We start from the raw sequence: 17,955 nt of genomic DNA on the forward strand, positions 1-17,955 counted from the left end.
GGTCTGTGCCATGCGCACCCGAATTCTCGTACTTGGAAAGCGCGTCGGCTGAGCTGGTGATGTCCGGACCGACCCGGAACTCCCAGCGACCACACCCGGCGCGCTCCCCTCGCTTGCCTTATGGCACGAGGGGTTTTTTGTTGCACAGGCACCTGTCGTGCAGCGCCTGAACACCGCACAAACCTCGCAAAAACCCTCAGCATCGAGAAGAGACTGACGATGACCGAGCAGGCCACCGGGGCCCATCCGCAGCCGCGGCCCCGATCCGGAGGACAGCAGTCCGCACCCGAGCACGTGACGGGTGCGAAGTCCCTCATCCGCTCTCTCGAGGAGGTCGGGGCCGACACCGTATTCGGCATTCCCGGCGGTGCGATCCTTCCCGCGTACGACCCGATGATGGACTCCACCCGGGTGCGCCACGTCCTGGTCCGCCACGAGCAGGGGGCCGGTCACGCGGCGACGGGTTACGCGCAGGCCACCGGCAAGGTCGGTGTCTGCATGGCGACCTCCGGTCCCGGCGCCACCAACCTGGTGACCCCGATCGCCGACGCGCACATGGACTCGGTGCCGCTCGTGGCGATCACCGGGCAGGTCGCGTCCAAGGCGATCGGTACGGACGCTTTCCAGGAGGCGGACATCGTCGGCATCACCATGCCGATCACCAAGCACAACTTCCTGGTCACCAAGGCCGAGGACATCCCGCGGGTGATCGCGCAGGCCTTCCACATCGCCTCCACCGGCCGCCCCGGCCCGGTCCTGGTCGACATCGCGAAGGACGCGCTGCAGGCGCAGACGACCTTCTCCTGGCCGCCGGTCATGGACCTGCCCGGCTACCGCCCGGTGACCAAGCCGCACGCCAAGCAGATCCGCGAGGCCGCCAAGCTGATCACCTCCGCGAAGCGGCCTGTCCTCTACGTCGGCGGCGGTGTCATCAAGGCACACGCCACCGCCGAGCTCAAGGTCCTCGCCGAGCTCACCGGAGCGCCCGTCACCACCACCCTGATGGCGCTCGGCGCATTCCCCGACAGCCACCCGCTGCATGTGGGAATGCCGGGCATGCACGGTGCGGTCACCGCCGTCACCGCGCTGCAGAAGGCCGACCTGATCGTCGCCCTCGGAGCCCGCTTCGACGACCGCGTCACCGGCAAGCTGGACAGCTTCGCCCCGAACGCCAAGATCGTGCACGCCGACATCGACCCGGCCGAGATCGGCAAGAACCGCGCCGCGGACGTGCCGATCGTCGGGGACGCGCGCGAGGTCCTCGCCGACCTGATCCAGGCCGTCCAGAAGGAGCACAGCGAGGGCCACCAGGGCGACTACACCGCCTGGTGGAAGGACCTCGGCCGCTGGCGCGAGACATACCCGCTGGGCTACGAGCAGCCGGACAACGGCCAGCTGTCGCCGCAGCAGGTCATCCAGCGCATCGGACAGCTCGCACCGGAGGGCACGATCTTCGCCGCGGGCGTCGGCCAGCACCAGATGTGGGCCGCGCACTACATCGAGTACGAGCAGCCCGCGACCTGGCTGAACTCCGGCGGTGCCGGAACGATGGGCTACGCGGTCCCGGCCGCGATGGGCGCCAAGGCCGGAGCCCCGGACCAGACGGTCTGGGCGATCGACGGCGACGGCTGCTTCCAGATGACCAATCAGGAGCTCACCACCTGCGCCCTGAACAACATCCCGATCAAGGTCGCCATCATCAACAACGGCGCCCTCGGGATGGTCCGCCAGTGGCAGACCCTCTTCTACAACCAGCGCTACTCCAACACCGTGCTGCACAGCGGCCCCGAGGCCGACGGCAAGCAGCCGAGCGCCGGCACCCGCGTCCCCGACTTCGTGAAGCTGTCGGAGGCCATGGGCTGCTACGCGATCCGCTGCGAGGACCCGGCCGACCTCGACAAGGTCATCGAAGAGGCGAACTCCATCAACGACCGCCCCGTCGTCGTCGACTTCATCGTCCATCAGGACGCGATGGTGTGGCCGATGGTCGCCGCAGGCACCTCCAACGACGAGATCATGGCCGCCCGGGACGTCCGCCCCGACTTCGGCGACAACGAAGACGACTGAGCCAGAGAGACGTAAACAGACCATGTCCAAGCACACGCTCTCCGTCCTGGTGGAGAACACCCCGGGCATCCTGGCCCGGATCGCCGCCCTGTTCTCCCGCCGCGGCTTCAACATCGACTCGCTCGCGGTCGGCGTCACCGAGCACCCCGACATCTCCCGCATCACCATCGTCGTGGGCGTCGAGGACCTGCCGCTCGAACAGGTGACCAAGCAGCTCAACAAGCTCGTCAACGTGCTGAAGATCGTCGAGCTGGAGCCCACGCAGGCCGTTCAGCGCGAACTCGTCCTGGTGAAGGTGCGCGCCGACAACGAGACGCGCTCCCAGATCGTCGAGATCGTCCAGCTGTTCCGCGCCAAGACCGTCGACGTCTCCCCGGAGGCCGTCACGATCGAGGCCACCGGCAGCAGCGAGAAGCTGACCGCAATGCTGAAGATGCTGGAGCCGTACGGCATCAAGGAGCTCGTCCAGTCCGGCACGATCGCGATCGGCCGGGGCGCCCGCTCCATCACGGACCGGTCGCTGCGCGCTCTCGACCGGTCGGCGTAGCGACGGATTGGGGCGGCCGGGTGACACCGGCCGCCCGTATTCCGAGACCCCGAAACTTCATTTCCGCCCGCCGTCATACGGTGGGACGCAACACCTGCACTCAAGGAGAGAACCCAAAGTGGCCGAGCTGTTCTACGACGCCGACGCCGACCTGTCCATCATCCAGGGCCGCAAGGTCGCGGTCATCGGTTACGGCAGCCAGGGCCACGCCCACGCGCTGTCGCTGCGTGACTCGGGTGTCGACGTCCGTGTCGGTCTGCACGAGGGCTCCAAGTCCAAGGCGAAGGCCGAGGAGCAGGGCCTGCGCGTGGTGACGCCGTCGGAGGCCGCCGCAGAGGCCGACGTCATCATGATCCTGGTGCCGGACCCCATCCAGGCCCAGGTCTACGAGGAGTCCATCAAGGACAACCTCAAGGACGGCGACGCGCTGTTCTTCGGCCACGGCCTGAACATCCGCTTCGACTTCATCAAGCCCCCGGCGAACGTCGACGTGTGCATGGTCGCCCCCAAGGGCCCGGGCCACCTGGTGCGCCGTCAGTACGAGGAGGGCCGCGGCGTTCCGTGCATCGCCGCCGTGGAGCAGGACGCGACCGGCAACGCCTTCGCGCTCGCGCTGTCGTACGCCAAGGGTATCGGCGGCACCCGCGCCGGCGTCATCAAGACCACCTTCACCGAGGAGACCGAGACCGACCTGTTCGGTGAGCAGGCCGTTCTCTGCGGTGGTACGGCCGCGCTGGTCAAGGCCGGTTTCGAGACGCTGACCGAGGCCGGCTACCAGCCGGAGATCGCGTACTTCGAGTGCCTGCACGAGCTGAAGCTGATCGTGGACCTCATGTACGAGGGCGGCCTGGAGAAGATGCGCTGGTCGATCTCCGAGACCGCCGAGTGGGGCGACTACGTCACCGGCCCGCGCATCATCACCGACGCCACCAAGGCCGAGATGAAGAAGGTCCTCGCCGAGATCCAGGACGGCACCTTCGCCCGTGAGTGGATGGCCGAGTACCACGGCGGTCTGAAGAAGTACAACGAGTACAAGACCGCGGACTCCGAGCACCTGCTGGAGACCACCGGCAAGCAGCTGCGCAAGCTGATGAGCTGGGTGGACGAGGAGGCGTGACCTCCGTGTCCCGTGGCGGTGCCCTCAGCCGGGGGCGCCGCCGCGGGGCTCCGCCCCGGACCCCGCTCCTCAATCTCCCCCACTGCCTTAAGGGCGTGGGGGGACCCCCAAGGGGCTGACCTTGTTGTCCAGCCCGTCGATTCACGTCCGGGTGATCCTTCCGCAGAGGCGTAAGACGATCGTCGCCGCGCCACTACACTGCCGTACTACATACGCGTCAGGCCCACAGCGTCGTGCGTCTTCCACGCGGCTAGCAAACCTCCACCGCCTGCGGCCGTCGGGACGGCCGTCCGCATTGGACTTGTGAGGACTCACGTGAGCTCGAAACCTGTCGTACTCATCGCTGAAGAGCTGTCGCCCGCGACCGTGGACGCACTTGGCCCGGACTTCGAGATCCGGCACTGCAACGGAGCGGACCGAGCCGAGCTGCTCCCCGCCATCGCAGAGGTCGACGCGATCCTGATCCGCTCCGCCACCAAGGTGGACGCCGAGGCGATCGCCGCCGCGCACAAGCTGAAGGTCGTCGCACGAGCCGGCGTCGGCCTGGACAACGTGGACGTCTCCGCCGCCACCAAGGCCGGCGTGATGGTCGTCAACGCCCCCACCTCGAACATCGTGACCGCCGCCGAGCTCGCCTGCGGTCTCCTCGTCGCCACCGCCCGCCACATCCCGCAGGCCAACGCCGCGCTGAAGAACGGCGAGTGGAAGCGCAGCAAGTACACGGGCGTCGAGCTCGCCGAGAAGACCCTCGGTGTCGTCGGCCTCGGGCGGATCGGTGCGCTGGTCGCCCAGCGCATGTCCGGCTTCGGCATGAAGGTCGTCGCCTACGACCCCTACATCCAGCCCGCCCGCGCCGCCCAGATGGGCGTCAAGGTGCTGTCGCTGGACGAGCTGCTCGAGGTCTCCGACTTCATCACCGTGCACCTGCCGAAGACTCCCGAGACCGTCGGCCTGATCGGCGACGAGGCGCTGCGCAAGGTCAAGCCGAGCGTGCGCATCGTCAACGCCGCGCGCGGCGGGATCGTGGACGAGGAGGCGCTGTACTCCGCCCTCAAGGAGGGCCGGGTCGCCGGTGCCGGTCTGGACGTGTACGCGAAGGAGCCCTGCACGGACTCCCCGCTGTTCGAGTTCGACCAGGTCGTCGCCACCCCGCACCTCGGCGCCTCCACCGACGAGGCGCAGGAGAAGGCCGGTATCGCCGTCGCCCGTTCGGTGCGGCTCGCCCTCGCCGGTGAGCTCGTGCCGGACGCGGTGAACGTGCAGGGCGGTGTCATCGCCGAGGACGTCAAGCCGGGCCTGCCCCTCGCCGAGCGCCTGGGCCGCATCTTCACCGCGCTCGCGGGCGAGGTCGCGGTCCGCCTCGACGTCGAGGTGTACGGCGAGATCACCCAGCACGACGTGAAGGTGCTGGAGCTGTCCGCCCTCAAGGGTGTCTTCGAGGACGTCGTCGACGAGACGGTGTCCTACGTCAACGCCCCGCTGTTCGCTCAGGAGCGCGGCGTCGAGGTGCGGCTGACCACCAGCTCGGAGTCGGCCGACCACCGCAACGTCGTCACCGTGCGCGGCACGCTCGGCACCGGCGAGGAGGTGTCGGTCTCCGGCACGCTGGCCGGGCCGAAGCACCTGCAGAAGATCGTGGCCGTCGGTGAGTACGACGTCGACCTCGCCCTTGCCGACCACATGGTGGTGCTGCGGTACGAGGACCGTCCCGGTGTCGTCGGCACGGTGGGCCGCATCTTCGGCGAGGCGGGTATCAACATCGCCGGTATGCAGGTCTCGCGGGCCGTGGCCGGCGGCGAGGCGCTGGCCGTGCTGACCGTCGACGACACGGTGCCGTCCGCGGTGCTGGTCGAGGTTGAGGCGGAGATCGGGGCGACGTTCGCCCGCTCGGTGAACCTGGTCTGAGGGTGCCGTCTGGGGGCTGCCGCCCCCAGGCCCCCGCTTTCGGCCCTTGAGGGGCCTCGTCCTCAAACGCCGGACGGGCTGGAATTACCTGAGCCTGTCTGATCGCTGATCGCTGAACGCCGGACGGCTGAGAATGCCCGTCCGGCGTTCTGCATGTGCCCTTACTCGTGATCGAGGCCACGGGGCACCGGTTCGAGCCCGGCAGGACCGGAGAGGACGCGCAGTCGACGCCGGCGGGTCCCTGGAGCGCTTCCAGGCGGTGTGGGGGAACATCGTCGGCGCGGTGGGGGAATCGCGCGCTATCTGGATGCTGAGCTTCGAGCTGATCCTCCAGGGCGACCGCATGCCGGAGGTGCGCCGGATGCTCGTCGAAGCGGAGGAGCAGGGCAAGGAGGCCGTCGACAGCGAGGGGCGCTTCTACCAGACCCTTCTCCAGGGGCGCATGGTGCAGTGGCTCTTCAGCCCCGAGACCGCGACGGACGCCACCCAGCTCACCGAGGGCCTGCGCCACGTCGTCGCCGGCGTCAACGGGGGCTGACGCGCCCGTCGCGCATCTCCAGCACCCGGTCCGCGAAGTGCCAAGCGTTTTCAGTAGTCATTGTGGCGGCGATCACGCAGGACCGGTACCAGGGCACCCAGCATCAGCACCGCCGTCGTCGCGAAGGCCCCCGGGTAGCCGGTCAGCCCCGCGAGGATGCCGAAGCCCGCGGCGCCGACGCCCATGCCGCCGTCGTAGGCGAGGTTCCACAGGGCGCTGACCGTGCCGTAGGAGGAGGCGGAGACCCTGGCGTACATCAGTGTCAGGGTGGTGTTCTGCGCGATGCCGAAGCCGGCTCCGAACAGGGCGGTTCCCGCCACGACGGCGACCGCGCTGCCCGTCGCGGCGGTGACCAGTACGCCCGCCGCCGACAGGAGCAGGCCGGGCAGGACGAGCCGGGTGCTGCCGTGCCGGTCGCTGTAGCGGCCCGACGCCCAGCGGGACACGGTCGCGGCGGCGGGCTGCACGAACAGGGCCAGGGTGACCACCCCGGCGGACGCCGAAGGGACGGCCAGCGGAAGGAAGGTGACCAGGACTCCGGCGGCCGTCGCGGTGGCCGCGAACACGACGACGGGTCGCAACAGCGTGCCCGTGCGCAGCCCGCGGACCACGCCCATCGGCTCCTCCGGCCCCCGCGATGCCTCCGATGCCTGCGATGCCTCCGATCGCGTCGGACGGTCCGGCAGCCCGAGGACGGAGACGATCGTGGCCAGCGCCGCCAGGCCTCCGGCCACGGCGACCGGCCCGTACCCCACCCGCCCGACCAGCCACAGTCCCAGCGGCAGGCCGATCAGGGACGGCACCCCGGACACCACGCCGACCGCCGCCAGACCCTCGCCGCGGCGCTCGGCCGGGATCAGTGACGCGGTCAGGGCGCCGCCCGCCACGATCGTGAGCGCGAAGCCCAGGCCGCGCACCAGGCACACCGCCACGATCCACGCCGTGTCCGCGGAGACGGTCAGCACCAGGGCCGGGGCGCCGAGCAGGAGAAGGCCGGCCATCAGGGTCGCCCGGTAGCCGTGCCGGGCGACGAGCCGGGGAGTGACCAGTTCGCCGAGGACCGTGGCGAGCATCAGGGAACCGGTGGCGAGACCCGCCGCGCCCCCGCCACCCGCCCCCGCGGCGTAGGCGGGCACCACCGACAGCAGCAGGAAGAAGCTGACGCTCGCGCCGATCAGGCTCACGAAGCGCAGCAGCAGGGGCCGGGTCAGCAGCGGCGGGCGTGCGGTGTTCGTCTGCGGAGGGCAGTCGGCCGAAGGCCTCGTAGGCGTCATACCGTCGACGCTACGGACCGAGCGGCCCTCCGCTAAGCTCCAATTCCATGCCTGTGCAGTGGGCCGGTCTGTCGCCCCAGCTGCTCCTGACCGTTGACCGGGACAGCGGGGACCGGCTCTGCGCCCAGCTGGAGCGGCAGCTGCGGGACGCGATCCGCTCGGGCCGGCTGCAGGCCGGCGAACGCCTCCCCTCCTCCCGCGAACTCGCCCGCGTCCTCGGTCTGTCCCGCGGTCTCGTCCAGGACTGCTACGCGCAGCTCCAGGCCGAGGGCTACCTCGTCACCCGCGTCGGCTCGGCCACCCGCGTGGCGGCCTGCGCACAGGTGGATGCCGTCCCCGCGCCGGCCCCGCCCGACGCCCGGCCCCGCTTGATCGCCGACTTCCGCCACGGCGTCCCCGACCTGGCCTCCTTCCCGCTCGCCGACTGGCTGTGGGCGACCAGGGAGGCGGCCCGCACCATGCCCACCGCGGAGTTCGACTACGGGGATCCGCGCGGCAGTTCGGCCCTGCGCGAGGTGGTGGCCGGGTATCTGCGGCGGGTGCGCGGCGCCGCCGCCGACCCCGCCCGCACCGTCGTCTGCTCCGGCTACGCGCAGGGCCTGCACCTGGCCCTGCGCGCCCTGGCCCGCGACGGGGTGCGCGTCGTGGCCTACGAGGACCCGGGCGGACCCGCCACCGCGCGGGCCGCCGCCGACGAGGCGGGCCTGACGGCTGTGCCGGTGCCGGTCGACGAAGACGGCGTCGACGTACGGGCGTTGGACGCCACCGGTGCCCGAGCGGTGATCGTCACCCCCGCCCACCAGTGGCCCACGGGCGTCGTACTCGCACCTGACCGCCGTCACGCACTGATCGAGTGGGCGGCACGCCGGGACGGGTACGTCATCGAGGACGACTACGACGCCGAGTTCCGCTACGACCGCGAACCGGTCGGCGCGCTCCAGGGGCTGGCCGCGGACCGGGTGATCTCCATCGGCACGGTCAGCAAGTCCCTCGCGCCCGCGCTGCGCCTGGGCTGGCTGCTGTGCCCGCCCGCGCTCGTCGCCGCGGTCACCGATCTCAAACGCATCGCCGACCGCGGTTCACCCGCCCTCGACCAGCTCGCCCTCGCCCGCCTGATCGAGTCCGGCCGCTACGACCGCCATCTGCGCCGCATGCGCACCACGTACGCGACCCGCCGCACGGCCCTCGTCGAAGCACTCGCCCAACACGCCCCCGCGGTCCGGCTGTCGGGGCTGGCGGCCGGGTTCCACGCGGTGGCGCAGCTGCCGTCGGGTGTGGGGGAGCGGACGGTGGTGGCGCAGGCCCGCGGCCGTGGGGTGGGCCTGTACGGGATGAGCGCGTGCCGGGCGTCGGGGGCCGGGACTCCGGTGCAGCTCGTCGTGGGGTTCGGGGACGTGACGGAGCGGGCGATCGTGGCGGGGGTCGCGGCGGTGGCGGACCTGCTCGGTTAGTCGCTGCGGAGCGAGGCGGCCAGGAGCTTGTCGGCCGCGTCGTTGAAGGCGCCGCTGAGTGCCTTGTCGGCGATGCGTTCCGCGTATGACTGGAAGGCCAGCCCTGCCACGACCTGCACGGCGGGGGCCAGGGATCCCGGATCGACGGGGTTCGGGGGCACCCCCGGGCTCGGCCACCGCCTGGGCCAGGGGAGCTCGCGGTACGGAGGCGTGCCACACATGTCGTCGACCACCGACTTCAGCAGGTCACGGCCCCCACGGCCGATCTGCTCCGCCACGATCGCGGCATCGGCGATCCGGCCGACCGTCCGGCGCACGGCGCCCCAGAACTCGGCCTGCTGCTCCGGCGCGCTGAGCGGGACGTTGCCGTCGGCGGTGGGCGCCCGCAGGTGCGACGCGGTCGCGGCGGCAGACGCGGGTGTGTGCGGGACGAGCCCGTCCAGGGCTTCCGGGTGGGTGCGCGAGAGGTGCCGCAGGATCCGGGCCGTGTGGGCCGCGCTGATCGGACTGCCCATGCTGTGTCCTCCGTCCAGGGGTGGCACCACCAGCGTCGGTACCCGGGAGGTCCCGCGCATTCCGGGTGGGGAACCGATCCGCCGACCGGCCTACAACCGCGTTCCCTTCAGCGCCATGTGCAGCAGCAGCCGGTCCTCGCCGTCGTCCAGGTCGAGGCCCGTCAGCTTCTCCACCCGGGACAGGCGGTAGTACAGGGTCTGGCGGTGGATGCCCAGCTCGGCAGCCGTGCGGGCGGCCTGGCCCGCGCAGTCGAGGTAGATCTCGGCGGTGCGGGCCAGTTCCCGGTGGGTGGGGGACAACAGGGCCTGTACGGCAGGGTCGTGGGCGACCTCGGGGGGCAGCGAGGTCAGCAGGCGGAACGGGCCGATGTGCGCCCACTCGGCGACCGGACCGAGCCGGGGCTCCGCCAGCGCGGCCCGCGCAGCCCCCAGCGCCTCGCGCCAGGCCGTCGCCAGCTCCGCGAGCCCGGTGCGCGCGGCGGCGATTCCGCAGGCCGCCGTGGCGCCCCCGTCCAGCAGCCGCGCCCGCTCCAGCAGCCGCCCCGCCGCCGAGGTGGCCGGCGTCAGGACGTCCGCCGAGCGCAGCCGGACCAGCAGGGCGAGGGAGTGGGACGCCGCGCCCCACGGCACCGTGCACAAGGCCGTCGCCCCCGGCACCGTACGCACCGAAGGCGCGTCGTCCGGGTCGGCGGACGGCCAGGGCGTCACGCAGACCACGGTGTGCAGGCCGTCCGCACGCGAGCCCAGCGCGGTGCGCAGTTCCGCCACCGCCATGTCCCGCGGCCAGCCGCGCTCGGCGGTGAGCACGGCCCGCAGCTCCCGGGTGAGGTCGGCGCCGTGCTGCGCCTCGTCCGCCAGCAGGGCGCCGATGCGGGCGGCCACGTCCATGGCCGCGGTCAGCTGCCGCTCGGTGGGGCCCGGGTCGGAGTCCAGCAGCCAGACGTAGCCGAGGACGACGCCCCGATGGCGTACCGGCAGGCAGATACGTCCCCGGTACACACCCGCCTCGGGTGTCGGCGGGATACGGACCGGGCCCGTCGCCCGGGTGATGCCGAAGCCCTCGAACCACGAACGGACCGCGGAGGTGGAGCGCCGCGTCAGGATCGAGCGGGTGCGCACCGGGTCCAGGGCGGAGGCGTCGAGGTCGCCCTCACTGTCGTACGCACCGAAGGCGATCAGCTCGAAATCCCGGTTCTCCAGGGTCGCGGGGACCCCCAGGAGCTCGGAGATCTCGTCGACCAGCTCCTGGTAGTCACCCACGTTTCTGAACGGCGCATCGGACGTCACTCGGGCATTCTCCCCCATAACCGCGCCCCCTTCATACATCTGTCTGAGATCTGCGGCACGGATGCGTGACAGCTGTCGATGGCTGAGGATCGGAGGGATCCTTAGGTTTCACGGTGGTTCTATCTGCTGGTTTGTGGAGGTGCCCCGTGCTGGGTCCCGTGATTCTTGCCGCGTCGCGCAGCGACCGGATGCGACGCCTGATCTCGGCGGCCCCGGTGACCAGGCAGGTCGTCGACCGCTTCATCCCCGGTGAGACCGTCGACGACATCGTGCCGATCATCAAGGGCCTCACCGGCCGTGGTCTGGAGCTGACGATGGACGTCGTCGGCGAGGACATCACCACCCCGGAGCAGGCCGCCGCGGCCCGGGACGCCTACCTGGCGCTGATCGACCGGCTGAGCGACCTCGGCCTGGGCGAGCGGGTCGAGATGTCCGTCAAGCTGTCGATGTTCGGCCAGGCGCTCCCCGGCGGCCACGAGCTGGCCCTCGCCAACGTCCGGCCCGTCGTCGAGGCGGCCGCCGCCATCGGTACGACGGTGACGCTCGACGCCGAGGACCACACCACCCTCGACTCGATGTTCGCCGTCCACGAGGAGCTGCGGAAGGACTTCCCGCAGACCGGCTGCGTCATCCAGGCCTATCTGTTCCGCACCGAGGCCGACGCCCGCCGCCTGGCCGCGGCCGGCAGCCGGGTGCGGCTGGTGAAGGGCGCGTACAAGGAGCCCGCCGAGGTCGCGTACCAGCAGAAGCAGGAGATCGACAAGGCGTACGTCCGGGTCCTGAGGACTCTGATGGAGGGCGAGGGGTATCCGATGATCGGGTCCCACGACCCGCGCCTCATCTCCATCGCGCAGGAACTCGCCCGCAGGGCCGGGCGCAAACTCGACGAGTACGAGTTCCAGATGCTGTACGGCATCCGCAGCGACGAGCACCTGCGACTGGCCGCCGAGGGCCACCGCATGCGCGTCTACACGGCCTACGGCACCGACTGGTACGGCTACTTCATGCGGCGCCTGGCGGAGAAGCCGGCGAACCTGCGCTTCTTCGCCCGCTCGATGATCAGCAAGGGGTGATGTGCTGGATGAGCCGCGGTTGTCGGTCGCCGAGGAATCTCGGAGGCCAACAGCCGCCGCCCGCGGCCGGCTGAGCCGGACCCAGATCCGTGGAAAGGAGTTACGGATCTCGTGACTCCGCCCCCGAGGGGGCTTCTCACGGGCTCACCGCAGCGAGTCCGTGACGGTCAAGCCCTGACCGCTGCTCACCATACGCAACCGCTTCAGCTCCTCGATGCTGAAGCCCGGGAATCACTCGGAAGAGGTACCCCATGGACGCTGTGACCCAGGTCCCCACCCCCGTCAACGAGCCGGTGCACGGCTACGCCCCCGGCTCGCCCGAGCGCGCCCGGCTGGAGGCCAAGCTGAAGGAGCTGGCCGAGAACCCGGTCGACCTGCCCATGACGATCGGCGGCGAGAAGCGGATGGGCGGCGGCGAGCGGTTCGACGTCGTGCAGCCGCACAACCACAAGGCGCGCCTCGGCACCTACGCCAACGCCACCCGGCAGGACGCGCAGGACGCCATCGACGCGGCCCTCGCCGCCGCGCCCGCCTGGCGTGCGATGTCCTTCGACGACCGCGCCGCGATCATCCTGCGCGCGGCCGAGCTGCTGTCCGGCCCGTGGCGCGAGACCCTTGCGGCGTCCACCATGCTCGGCCAGTCGAAGACCGCCCAGCAGGCCGAGATCGACTGCCCCTGCGAACTCATCGACTTCTGGCGCTTCAACGTCGCCTACGCCCGCCAGATCCTGGCCGAGCAGCCCCCGGCCAACTCCACGGGTGTCTGGAACCGCCTCGACCACCGCCCGCTGGAGGGCTTCGTCTACGCGATCACGCCGTTCAACTTCAGCGCGATCGCGGGCAATCTGCCCACCGCTCCCGCGCTGATGGGGAACGTGGTCGTGTGGAAGCCGTCCCCGACGCAGACCCACGCGGCCGTCCTGCTGATGCGGCTGCTGGAGGAGGCGGGCCTGCCCAAGGGCGTCATCAACCTCGTCACCGGTGACGGCATCGAGGTCTCCGAGGTGGCGCTGGAGCACCGGGACCTCGCGGGCATCCACTTCACCGGCTCCACCAAGACCTTCCAGTACCTGTGGAAGACGGTCGGCAACAACATCGAGAAGTACCGCACCTACCCGCGTCTGGTCGGCGAGACCGGCGGCAAGGACTTCCTCGTCGCCCACCCCAGCGCCGACCGCGCCGTCCTGAAGACCGCCCTGACCCGCGGTGCCTTCGAGTACCAGGGTCAGAAGTGCAGCGCGACCTCCCGCGCCTACATCCCGGCGTCCATCTGGAACTCCGGCTTCAAGGAGGAGTTCGCCGCCGAGGTCGACTACCTGACCATGGGTGACGTCACCGACCTCGCCAACTTCATCGGCGCCGTCATCGACGAGCGCTCCTTCGCCAAGAACAAGGCCGCGATCGACCGGGCGAAGCAGGACCCGGCGTGCACGATCGTCGCGGGCGGCAGCTACGACGACTCGGTCGGCTACTTCGTCCGCCCGACCGTCGTCGAGTGCACCGACCCGGAGAACGAGGTCTTCCGGACCGAGTACTTCGGCCCGTTCCTCGCCGTGCACGTCTACGAGGACGACAAGTACGAGGAGATGCTGACCCAGATGGAGTCGGTGTCCGACTACGCGCTGACCGGCTCGGTCATCTCGGGCGACCGTGCGGCGGCCGCGTACACGATGGACAAGCTCCGCTACGCGGCCGGCAACTTCTACATCAACGACAAGTCGACCGGCGCCGTCGTCGGCCAGCAGCCCTTCGGCGGCGGCCGCGCCTCCGGCACCAACGACAAGGCCGGTGCCCCGCAGAACCTGATGCGCTGGACCCTGACCCGCGCGATCAAGGAGACGCTGGTACCGCCGACCGACTACACGTACCCGCACATGGGCTGACCCGTCGCCGGGGCGGACTGCCCCTCATGACGGTGACGCAGGACGAGAGCCCGACCGTGGTGGCCGACGGCGGCGTACGCCTGCGGGCCGCACGGTCGGGCAGCGGCGACCCCCTGGTGCCGACGCCGTGCGGCGGCACTTCGGGCTGGAGCGGATGCGCTGCTCGGTCACCTGTGGGGTGCGCAGCTCGCGTTGAGCCATGCGCTCGCGCATCCCGAGCGGGTGAGTGCGCTGGTGTACGTGAGCGGTACGGGCATCGGGCCGGACTCCCGACTGGTTCGGAACGTTCCGGCGGGACTTCCTCGTGCGGCTCGGCGAGCGGCCCGAACGGCTGGCGCGCTGGCGGGAGTTGACGGATCGGCCGCACCTGAGGGAGGGCGAGGCCCTCAACGACGAGCGCAGACGGAACTGGTGCACGCCCGGGCTCCACGACGCCTGCACGTCGACTCCCTGGAGCGGGCGCTGCGGCCCGGGGCTAGCTGGGCAGTTCTGTGCGCTCCCACCACTCGTACACCGGGAGTGTCCCCTCCGGGGTGTCCGCGCGGCGCGTGGTCTGCCTGAAGTGCTCGTAGCCGCCCCGGAGCTCGATCTTCAGATCCGCTCCGGGCGTCGCGATCGGGACGATCCGGTCGGGCAGATCCTGCGGGCCGCCCTCGAGAAGTGCCTTGGCCTTGTCGTTCATGACCTCACCGTTCCCTTCACCGGTGGCTGTTGTCGCCTGCGGTGCCGAGGATCAGCCGTGTGGGTGATCTGCCCCCGCCGCCCCTGCCCGTCCGGTCCCGGGGCCCGCCCGCCGGCCCCCCGGTCCTCGAACGCCGGAGGGGCTGATCTTCGCCGACCGGAAGCGAAATCCCAGCTCAGAGCGGTGTGACCCAATCCACCGTCTCAGATAGTAGGAAGTCCGAGTAATTGTGGAGACAGACCGGGCCCGCTCACTTACTTTTGTAGGAGCCGAACGTCTCGCTCGACCAAGCGAATGGCGGTCGTGAGCGCGCCCCGTGCAGGCAACCCCTGCGGCACCGCTCCCCGCCCCATCCGGCGTCTCGTAACCCCGTTCCGCACTCCCGGATTTCGAAGGAGTCGATTTCCCATGGCCGAGACGACCGCACGCCGCCGAGTCCGTCACATCTCCCGTACGAGCGAGTCCGACCGCAAGAACGCCGCAGCCGCCCTCCAGCGCGCCCTCGACCGCAGGGACAACGGCGGTTCGACCGGCCACTGAGCCGGGCATCACAACCAAGCCGGGAGCCGCACCCGCATGAGGTGCGGCGCGGGCTCACGCCCCGCGCCGCACCTCGAAGTGATCGATGCGCTCGCCGCTGTCGGTGAGTGCCGACACCTTCAGGGTGGGCCTCGCACCGCTCTCCGCCTCCACCGAGAGGAGGGAGAAGCCCCGGTAGCGCACCCGCGACCACTCCACGGTCTCCGCCGCGGAGGCCTTCGACCTCGTCCACCGGAAGGTGTCGACGGAGTCGTGGTGCGTGACGTGCCCTTCGTAGCTCTCCTTCACGCCCGCCGGGAAGCCGTACAGATCACGGCCGCCGCCGCCCGCGGTGACGTACACGGTCCCGTCCCGTGCCGGGTCGGTCGACGCGCCGATGGGGACCGGCCTGCCGACCTCGCCGTTCCTGATGGCGTCCGTCCGTTCGTACACGTGGTTGTGGCCGTTGATCACCAGGTCCACCTGGTGCCTGGCGAACAGTGGCAGCCACTGCGCCCGTACTCCGCCGTCTGAGGCGTGCGTGGAGGTCGAGTAGGCGCAGTGGTGGAAGAAGACCACGATGAAGTCGACGCCGTTCGCCGCCCGCAGTTCGGCCAGCTTCTGGTCCAGCCACTTCGTCTGCCTGCCGCCGGTGTAGCCGAAGTTGGCGGGGATCTCGTACGAGACGTCGTTCGCGTCCAGCGCCACGAAGCCGACGTTGCCGTAGGTGAACGCGTACACCCCGGGCGCCGTGCGCGCGTCGAAGCCGCTGTCCGGCAGGGACCAGCGGGCCAGCTGGCCGCCGTAGCCCTCCGGCGAGTACCAGGCCTCCATGTCGTGGTTGCCGGTCGTCACCATCCACGGCACCGACCTCGCCACCGGCTCGTTCTGCTTGAGGAACAGGTCCCAGAACGCCGGGTCGTAGCCGTCCGACTTCTCGCCCCGGCCGTTGGTGTCGGCGTAGCAGATGTCGCCCGCGTGCAGATGGAAGGCGGGGTTCTGGCGCAGGATGACGTGGTCGTTGGCGGCGGCGGCCTGGCTGACGCCCTGGTCGCCGAAGGCCGTGAACACGAACCTCCCCGGGGAGGCCGGCGCGGTGCGGAAGGAACCGATCGTCGAGCGGTGCGTCGGGGAGGCCGGATCGAAGCCCTCGTGGCCCACGCCGTAGTAGTACGTCGTGCCGGGGCGCAGGCCGTCCAGGGCCGCGTGGAGGTGGTACTGCTCCAGCGCCGGACGCACGCCCGTCAGGCCAGGGGTGTGCAGCTCGCGGACCTCGCCCTCGATCTTCCGGCTCAGCCCGTCGGGCTCGAGGCCGATGCGGACGTACGGCTTCCGCACGGCCAGCGGGACCTGCCAGGAGACCCGCATCTGCGACTTGGGGTCGGCGCCGAACGCGAGATGCCGGCCGAAGGGGGAGACGACCGAGCCGTGCACGGTCGGGGTCGCGGGCGCCGGACTCCTCGCGCCCCGCGCTCCCGATCCTCCGCCGCAGCCGGTCAGCAGCCCGCCCGCCGCCACCGCGCCCGCCGTCACCAGGGTGCGGCGCCGGACCAGCTTCGTACGCAGGTACTCGTGCTGCTCGGCCATGCTCATCCGGCTTGCGAGCCGCGGCGGGATGCCGAAGTCGGGTATGCCCATAAGGGGGAACTTCCCAGCGATCGCCAACATCCGCCATACATACGGGTGAACGGGCGACGACCAGTTGGCGCGCTCCGGTGCCGGCATGTCCGTATGGCGGACGTGGCATGTCATCCCATGGGACGGGGAGTAGGGTGCCGACATGTCTCGCAGCATCAATCTCGCAGTGATTCCCGGTGACGGCATCGGCCAGGAGGTCGTGGCCGAAGGTCTGAAGGTCCTCTCCGCCGTCCTTCCGCAGGATGTGAAGCTGGAGACCAAGGAGTACGACTTCGGCGCCAGGCGCTACCACGACACCGGTGAGACCCTCACCGACGCCGACCTCGATGCGCTGAAGAAGCACGACGCGATCCTGCTGGGCGCCATCGGCGACCCGAGCGTCCCCTCCGGCGTCCTGGAGCGCGGCTTCCTGCTCAAGCTCCGCTTCGCCTTCGACCACCACGTCAACCTGCGGCCGAGCAAGCTGCTCCCCGGCGTGGCCACCCCGCTGGCCGGTGAGCCGAGCATCGACTTCGTCGTGGTCCGTGAGGGCACCGAGGGCCCGTACACCGGCAACGGCGGCACCATCCGCAAGGGCACCGAGCACGAGGTCGCCACCGAGGTCTCCGTGAACACGGCCTTCGGTGTGGAGCGCGTCGTCCGTGACGCCTTCGCCCGTGCGCAGGCCCGTCCGCGCAAGAAGCTCGCGCTGATCCACAAGAACAACGTGCTGACCTTCGCGGGTCACCTGTGGACCAACATCTTCAACAAGGTGGCCGCGGAGTTCCCCGAGGTCACCACCGAGTACATGCACGTGGACGCGGCGACCATCTACCTGGTCACGCAGCCCGAGCGGTTCGACGTGATCGTCACCGACAACCTCTTCGGCGACATCATCACCGACCTCGCCGCGGCCGTCTCCGGCGGCATCGGCGTCGCCGCGAGCGGGAACATCAACCCGTCCGGCGAGTTCCCCTCGATGTTCGAGCCCGTGCACGGCTCGGCGCCCGACATCGCAGGCCAGGGCAAGGCCGACCCCTCCGCCACGGTCCTGTCCGTCGCGCTGCTCCTGCGTCACCTCGGCTACGAGGCCGAGGCCGCCCGGATCGACGAGGCGGTCTCCGCCGACCTCGCCGAGCGCACCGGCAAGCCCGCCCGCAGCACGTCGGAGATCGGCGACGCGCTGGCCGTACGAGTAGCCGGCTGACCCCGCCGCTCCTCGAACCTCCCCCACTCTCGACTTCGCTCGAGCGGGGGGACCCCCAGAAGCCGCCGGGTCGCATCAGCACCCGGCGGCTTTCGCATGTCCCCCGCCGGGTGCCACCATCATCCCCTGGGCCGCATTCCACGCCGTTTCTTCCACGGTCCCCGCCTTGCGATAATCGAACGCGGAGCCGCGGATTGAGGGAATGCTCGGACGTCCTAGCACTGGCCACTGGCAGTACAGGCGTGAGCGCGGCCCGTCACACACAACCGGTGA

15 protein-coding genes are annotated in these 17,955 nt (G+C 70.5%); 10 read left to right on the forward strand and 5 right to left on the reverse strand.

Features of this window, described 5'->3' with window-relative positions; all coding sequences use genetic code 11:
* Window positions 1-213: 213 nt before the first annotated feature.
* From LJ657_RS23890 to LJ657_RS23910, 5 genes are all read left to right on the forward strand, one after another.
* Window positions 214-2,067, forward strand: a complete 1,854-nt coding sequence (locus LJ657_RS23890) for an acetolactate synthase large subunit (protein ID WP_232650968.1) — start codon at window positions 214-216, stop codon at window positions 2,065-2,067.
* A gap of 22 nt (window positions 2,068-2,089) precedes the next feature.
* Entirely contained in the window at window positions 2,090-2,614 is a 525-nt protein-coding gene (ilvN, locus tag LJ657_RS23895) for an acetolactate synthase small subunit (RefSeq protein ID WP_232650795.1), read from the forward strand.
* 118 nt (window positions 2,615-2,732) lie between these two features.
* A complete protein-coding gene (gene ilvC, locus LJ657_RS23900) occupies window positions 2,733-3,731 on the forward strand; it encodes a ketol-acid reductoisomerase (RefSeq protein ID WP_030942878.1) in 999 nt (332 codons plus the stop codon).
* A gap of 315 nt (window positions 3,732-4,046) precedes the next feature.
* Window positions 4,047-5,636 (forward strand): phosphoglycerate dehydrogenase, encoded by a 1,590-nt coding sequence (gene serA, locus LJ657_RS23905; protein ID WP_232650796.1) that lies wholly within the window; start codon window positions 4,047-4,049, stop codon window positions 5,634-5,636.
* Between the two features lie 307 nt (window positions 5,637-5,943).
* Window positions 5,944-6,174, forward strand: coding sequence for a hypothetical protein (locus LJ657_RS23910; RefSeq protein WP_232650797.1), 231 nt, complete (start codon window positions 5,944-5,946; stop codon window positions 6,172-6,174).
* Window positions 6,175-6,224: 50 nt separating this feature from the next.
* Here the strand turns inward: LJ657_RS23910 and LJ657_RS23915 are convergent, their stop codons facing one another.
* Window positions 6,225-7,448 (reverse strand): MFS transporter, encoded by a 1,224-nt coding sequence (locus LJ657_RS23915; protein WP_232650798.1) that lies wholly within the window; start codon window positions 7,446-7,448, stop codon window positions 6,225-6,227.
* 47 nt (window positions 7,449-7,495) lie between these two features.
* On the opposite strand from LJ657_RS23915, the gene pdxR reads away from it, so the two are divergent.
* On the forward strand, window positions 7,496-8,899 hold the full coding sequence (gene pdxR / locus LJ657_RS23920; RefSeq protein ID WP_232650799.1) for a MocR-like pyridoxine biosynthesis transcription factor PdxR: 1,404 nt from the start codon (window positions 7,496-7,498) through the stop codon (window positions 8,897-8,899).
* On the opposite strand, the gene LJ657_RS23925 is transcribed toward pdxR, so the two are convergent.
* Complete coding sequence (locus LJ657_RS23925; protein WP_232650800.1) at window positions 8,896-9,414, reverse strand: hypothetical protein; 519 nt, start codon at window positions 9,412-9,414, stop codon at window positions 8,896-8,898. The two genes, pdxR and LJ657_RS23925, sit on opposite strands and share 4 nt — an antisense overlap.
* 90 nt (window positions 9,415-9,504) lie before the next feature.
* Window positions 9,505-10,719 (reverse strand): PucR family transcriptional regulator, encoded by a 1,215-nt coding sequence (locus LJ657_RS23930; RefSeq protein WP_232650801.1) that lies wholly within the window; start codon window positions 10,717-10,719, stop codon window positions 9,505-9,507.
* Window positions 10,720-10,847: 128 nt separating this feature from the next.
* Between LJ657_RS23930 and LJ657_RS23935 the strand changes: the two genes are divergently transcribed.
* Together LJ657_RS23935 and pruA are read left to right on the forward strand one after the other, a co-directional pair.
* Window positions 10,848-11,774: a proline dehydrogenase family protein gene (locus LJ657_RS23935; RefSeq protein WP_232650802.1), complete on the forward strand. Its 927-nt coding sequence runs from the start codon at window positions 10,848-10,850 to the stop codon at window positions 11,772-11,774.
* Between the two features lie 251 nt (window positions 11,775-12,025).
* Window positions 12,026-13,657: an L-glutamate gamma-semialdehyde dehydrogenase gene (gene pruA, locus LJ657_RS23940; RefSeq protein ID WP_232650803.1), complete on the forward strand. Its 1,632-nt coding sequence runs from the start codon at window positions 12,026-12,028 to the stop codon at window positions 13,655-13,657.
* A gap of 475 nt (window positions 13,658-14,132) precedes the next feature.
* Here the strand turns inward: pruA and LJ657_RS23950 are convergent, their stop codons facing one another.
* Window positions 14,133-14,339: a DUF5988 family protein gene (locus tag LJ657_RS23950; protein WP_232650804.1), complete on the reverse strand. Its 207-nt coding sequence runs from the start codon at window positions 14,337-14,339 to the stop codon at window positions 14,133-14,135.
* Between the two features lie 408 nt (window positions 14,340-14,747).
* On the opposite strand from LJ657_RS23950, the gene LJ657_RS48210 reads away from it, so the two are divergent.
* Window positions 14,748-14,879: a hypothetical protein gene (locus tag LJ657_RS48210; RefSeq protein WP_107056436.1), complete on the forward strand. Its 132-nt coding sequence runs from the start codon at window positions 14,748-14,750 to the stop codon at window positions 14,877-14,879.
* Between the two features lie 54 nt (window positions 14,880-14,933).
* Here the strand turns inward: LJ657_RS48210 and LJ657_RS23955 are convergent, their stop codons facing one another.
* Entirely contained in the window at window positions 14,934-16,496 is a 1,563-nt protein-coding gene (locus tag LJ657_RS23955; RefSeq protein WP_232650805.1) for a purple acid phosphatase family protein, read from the reverse strand.
* A 142-nt stretch (window positions 16,497-16,638) separates the two neighbouring features.
* On the opposite strand from LJ657_RS23955, the gene LJ657_RS23960 reads away from it, so the two are divergent.
* A complete protein-coding gene (locus tag LJ657_RS23960) occupies window positions 16,639-17,682 on the forward strand; it encodes a 3-isopropylmalate dehydrogenase (RefSeq protein ID WP_232650806.1) in 1,044 nt (347 codons plus the stop codon).
* The last annotated feature ends 273 nt before the right edge of the window (window positions 17,683-17,955 follow it).

This window comes from Streptomyces guryensis (assembly GCF_021261325.1).
Classification (GTDB): domain Bacteria; phylum Actinomycetota; class Actinomycetes; order Streptomycetales; family Streptomycetaceae; genus Streptomyces; species Streptomyces guryensis.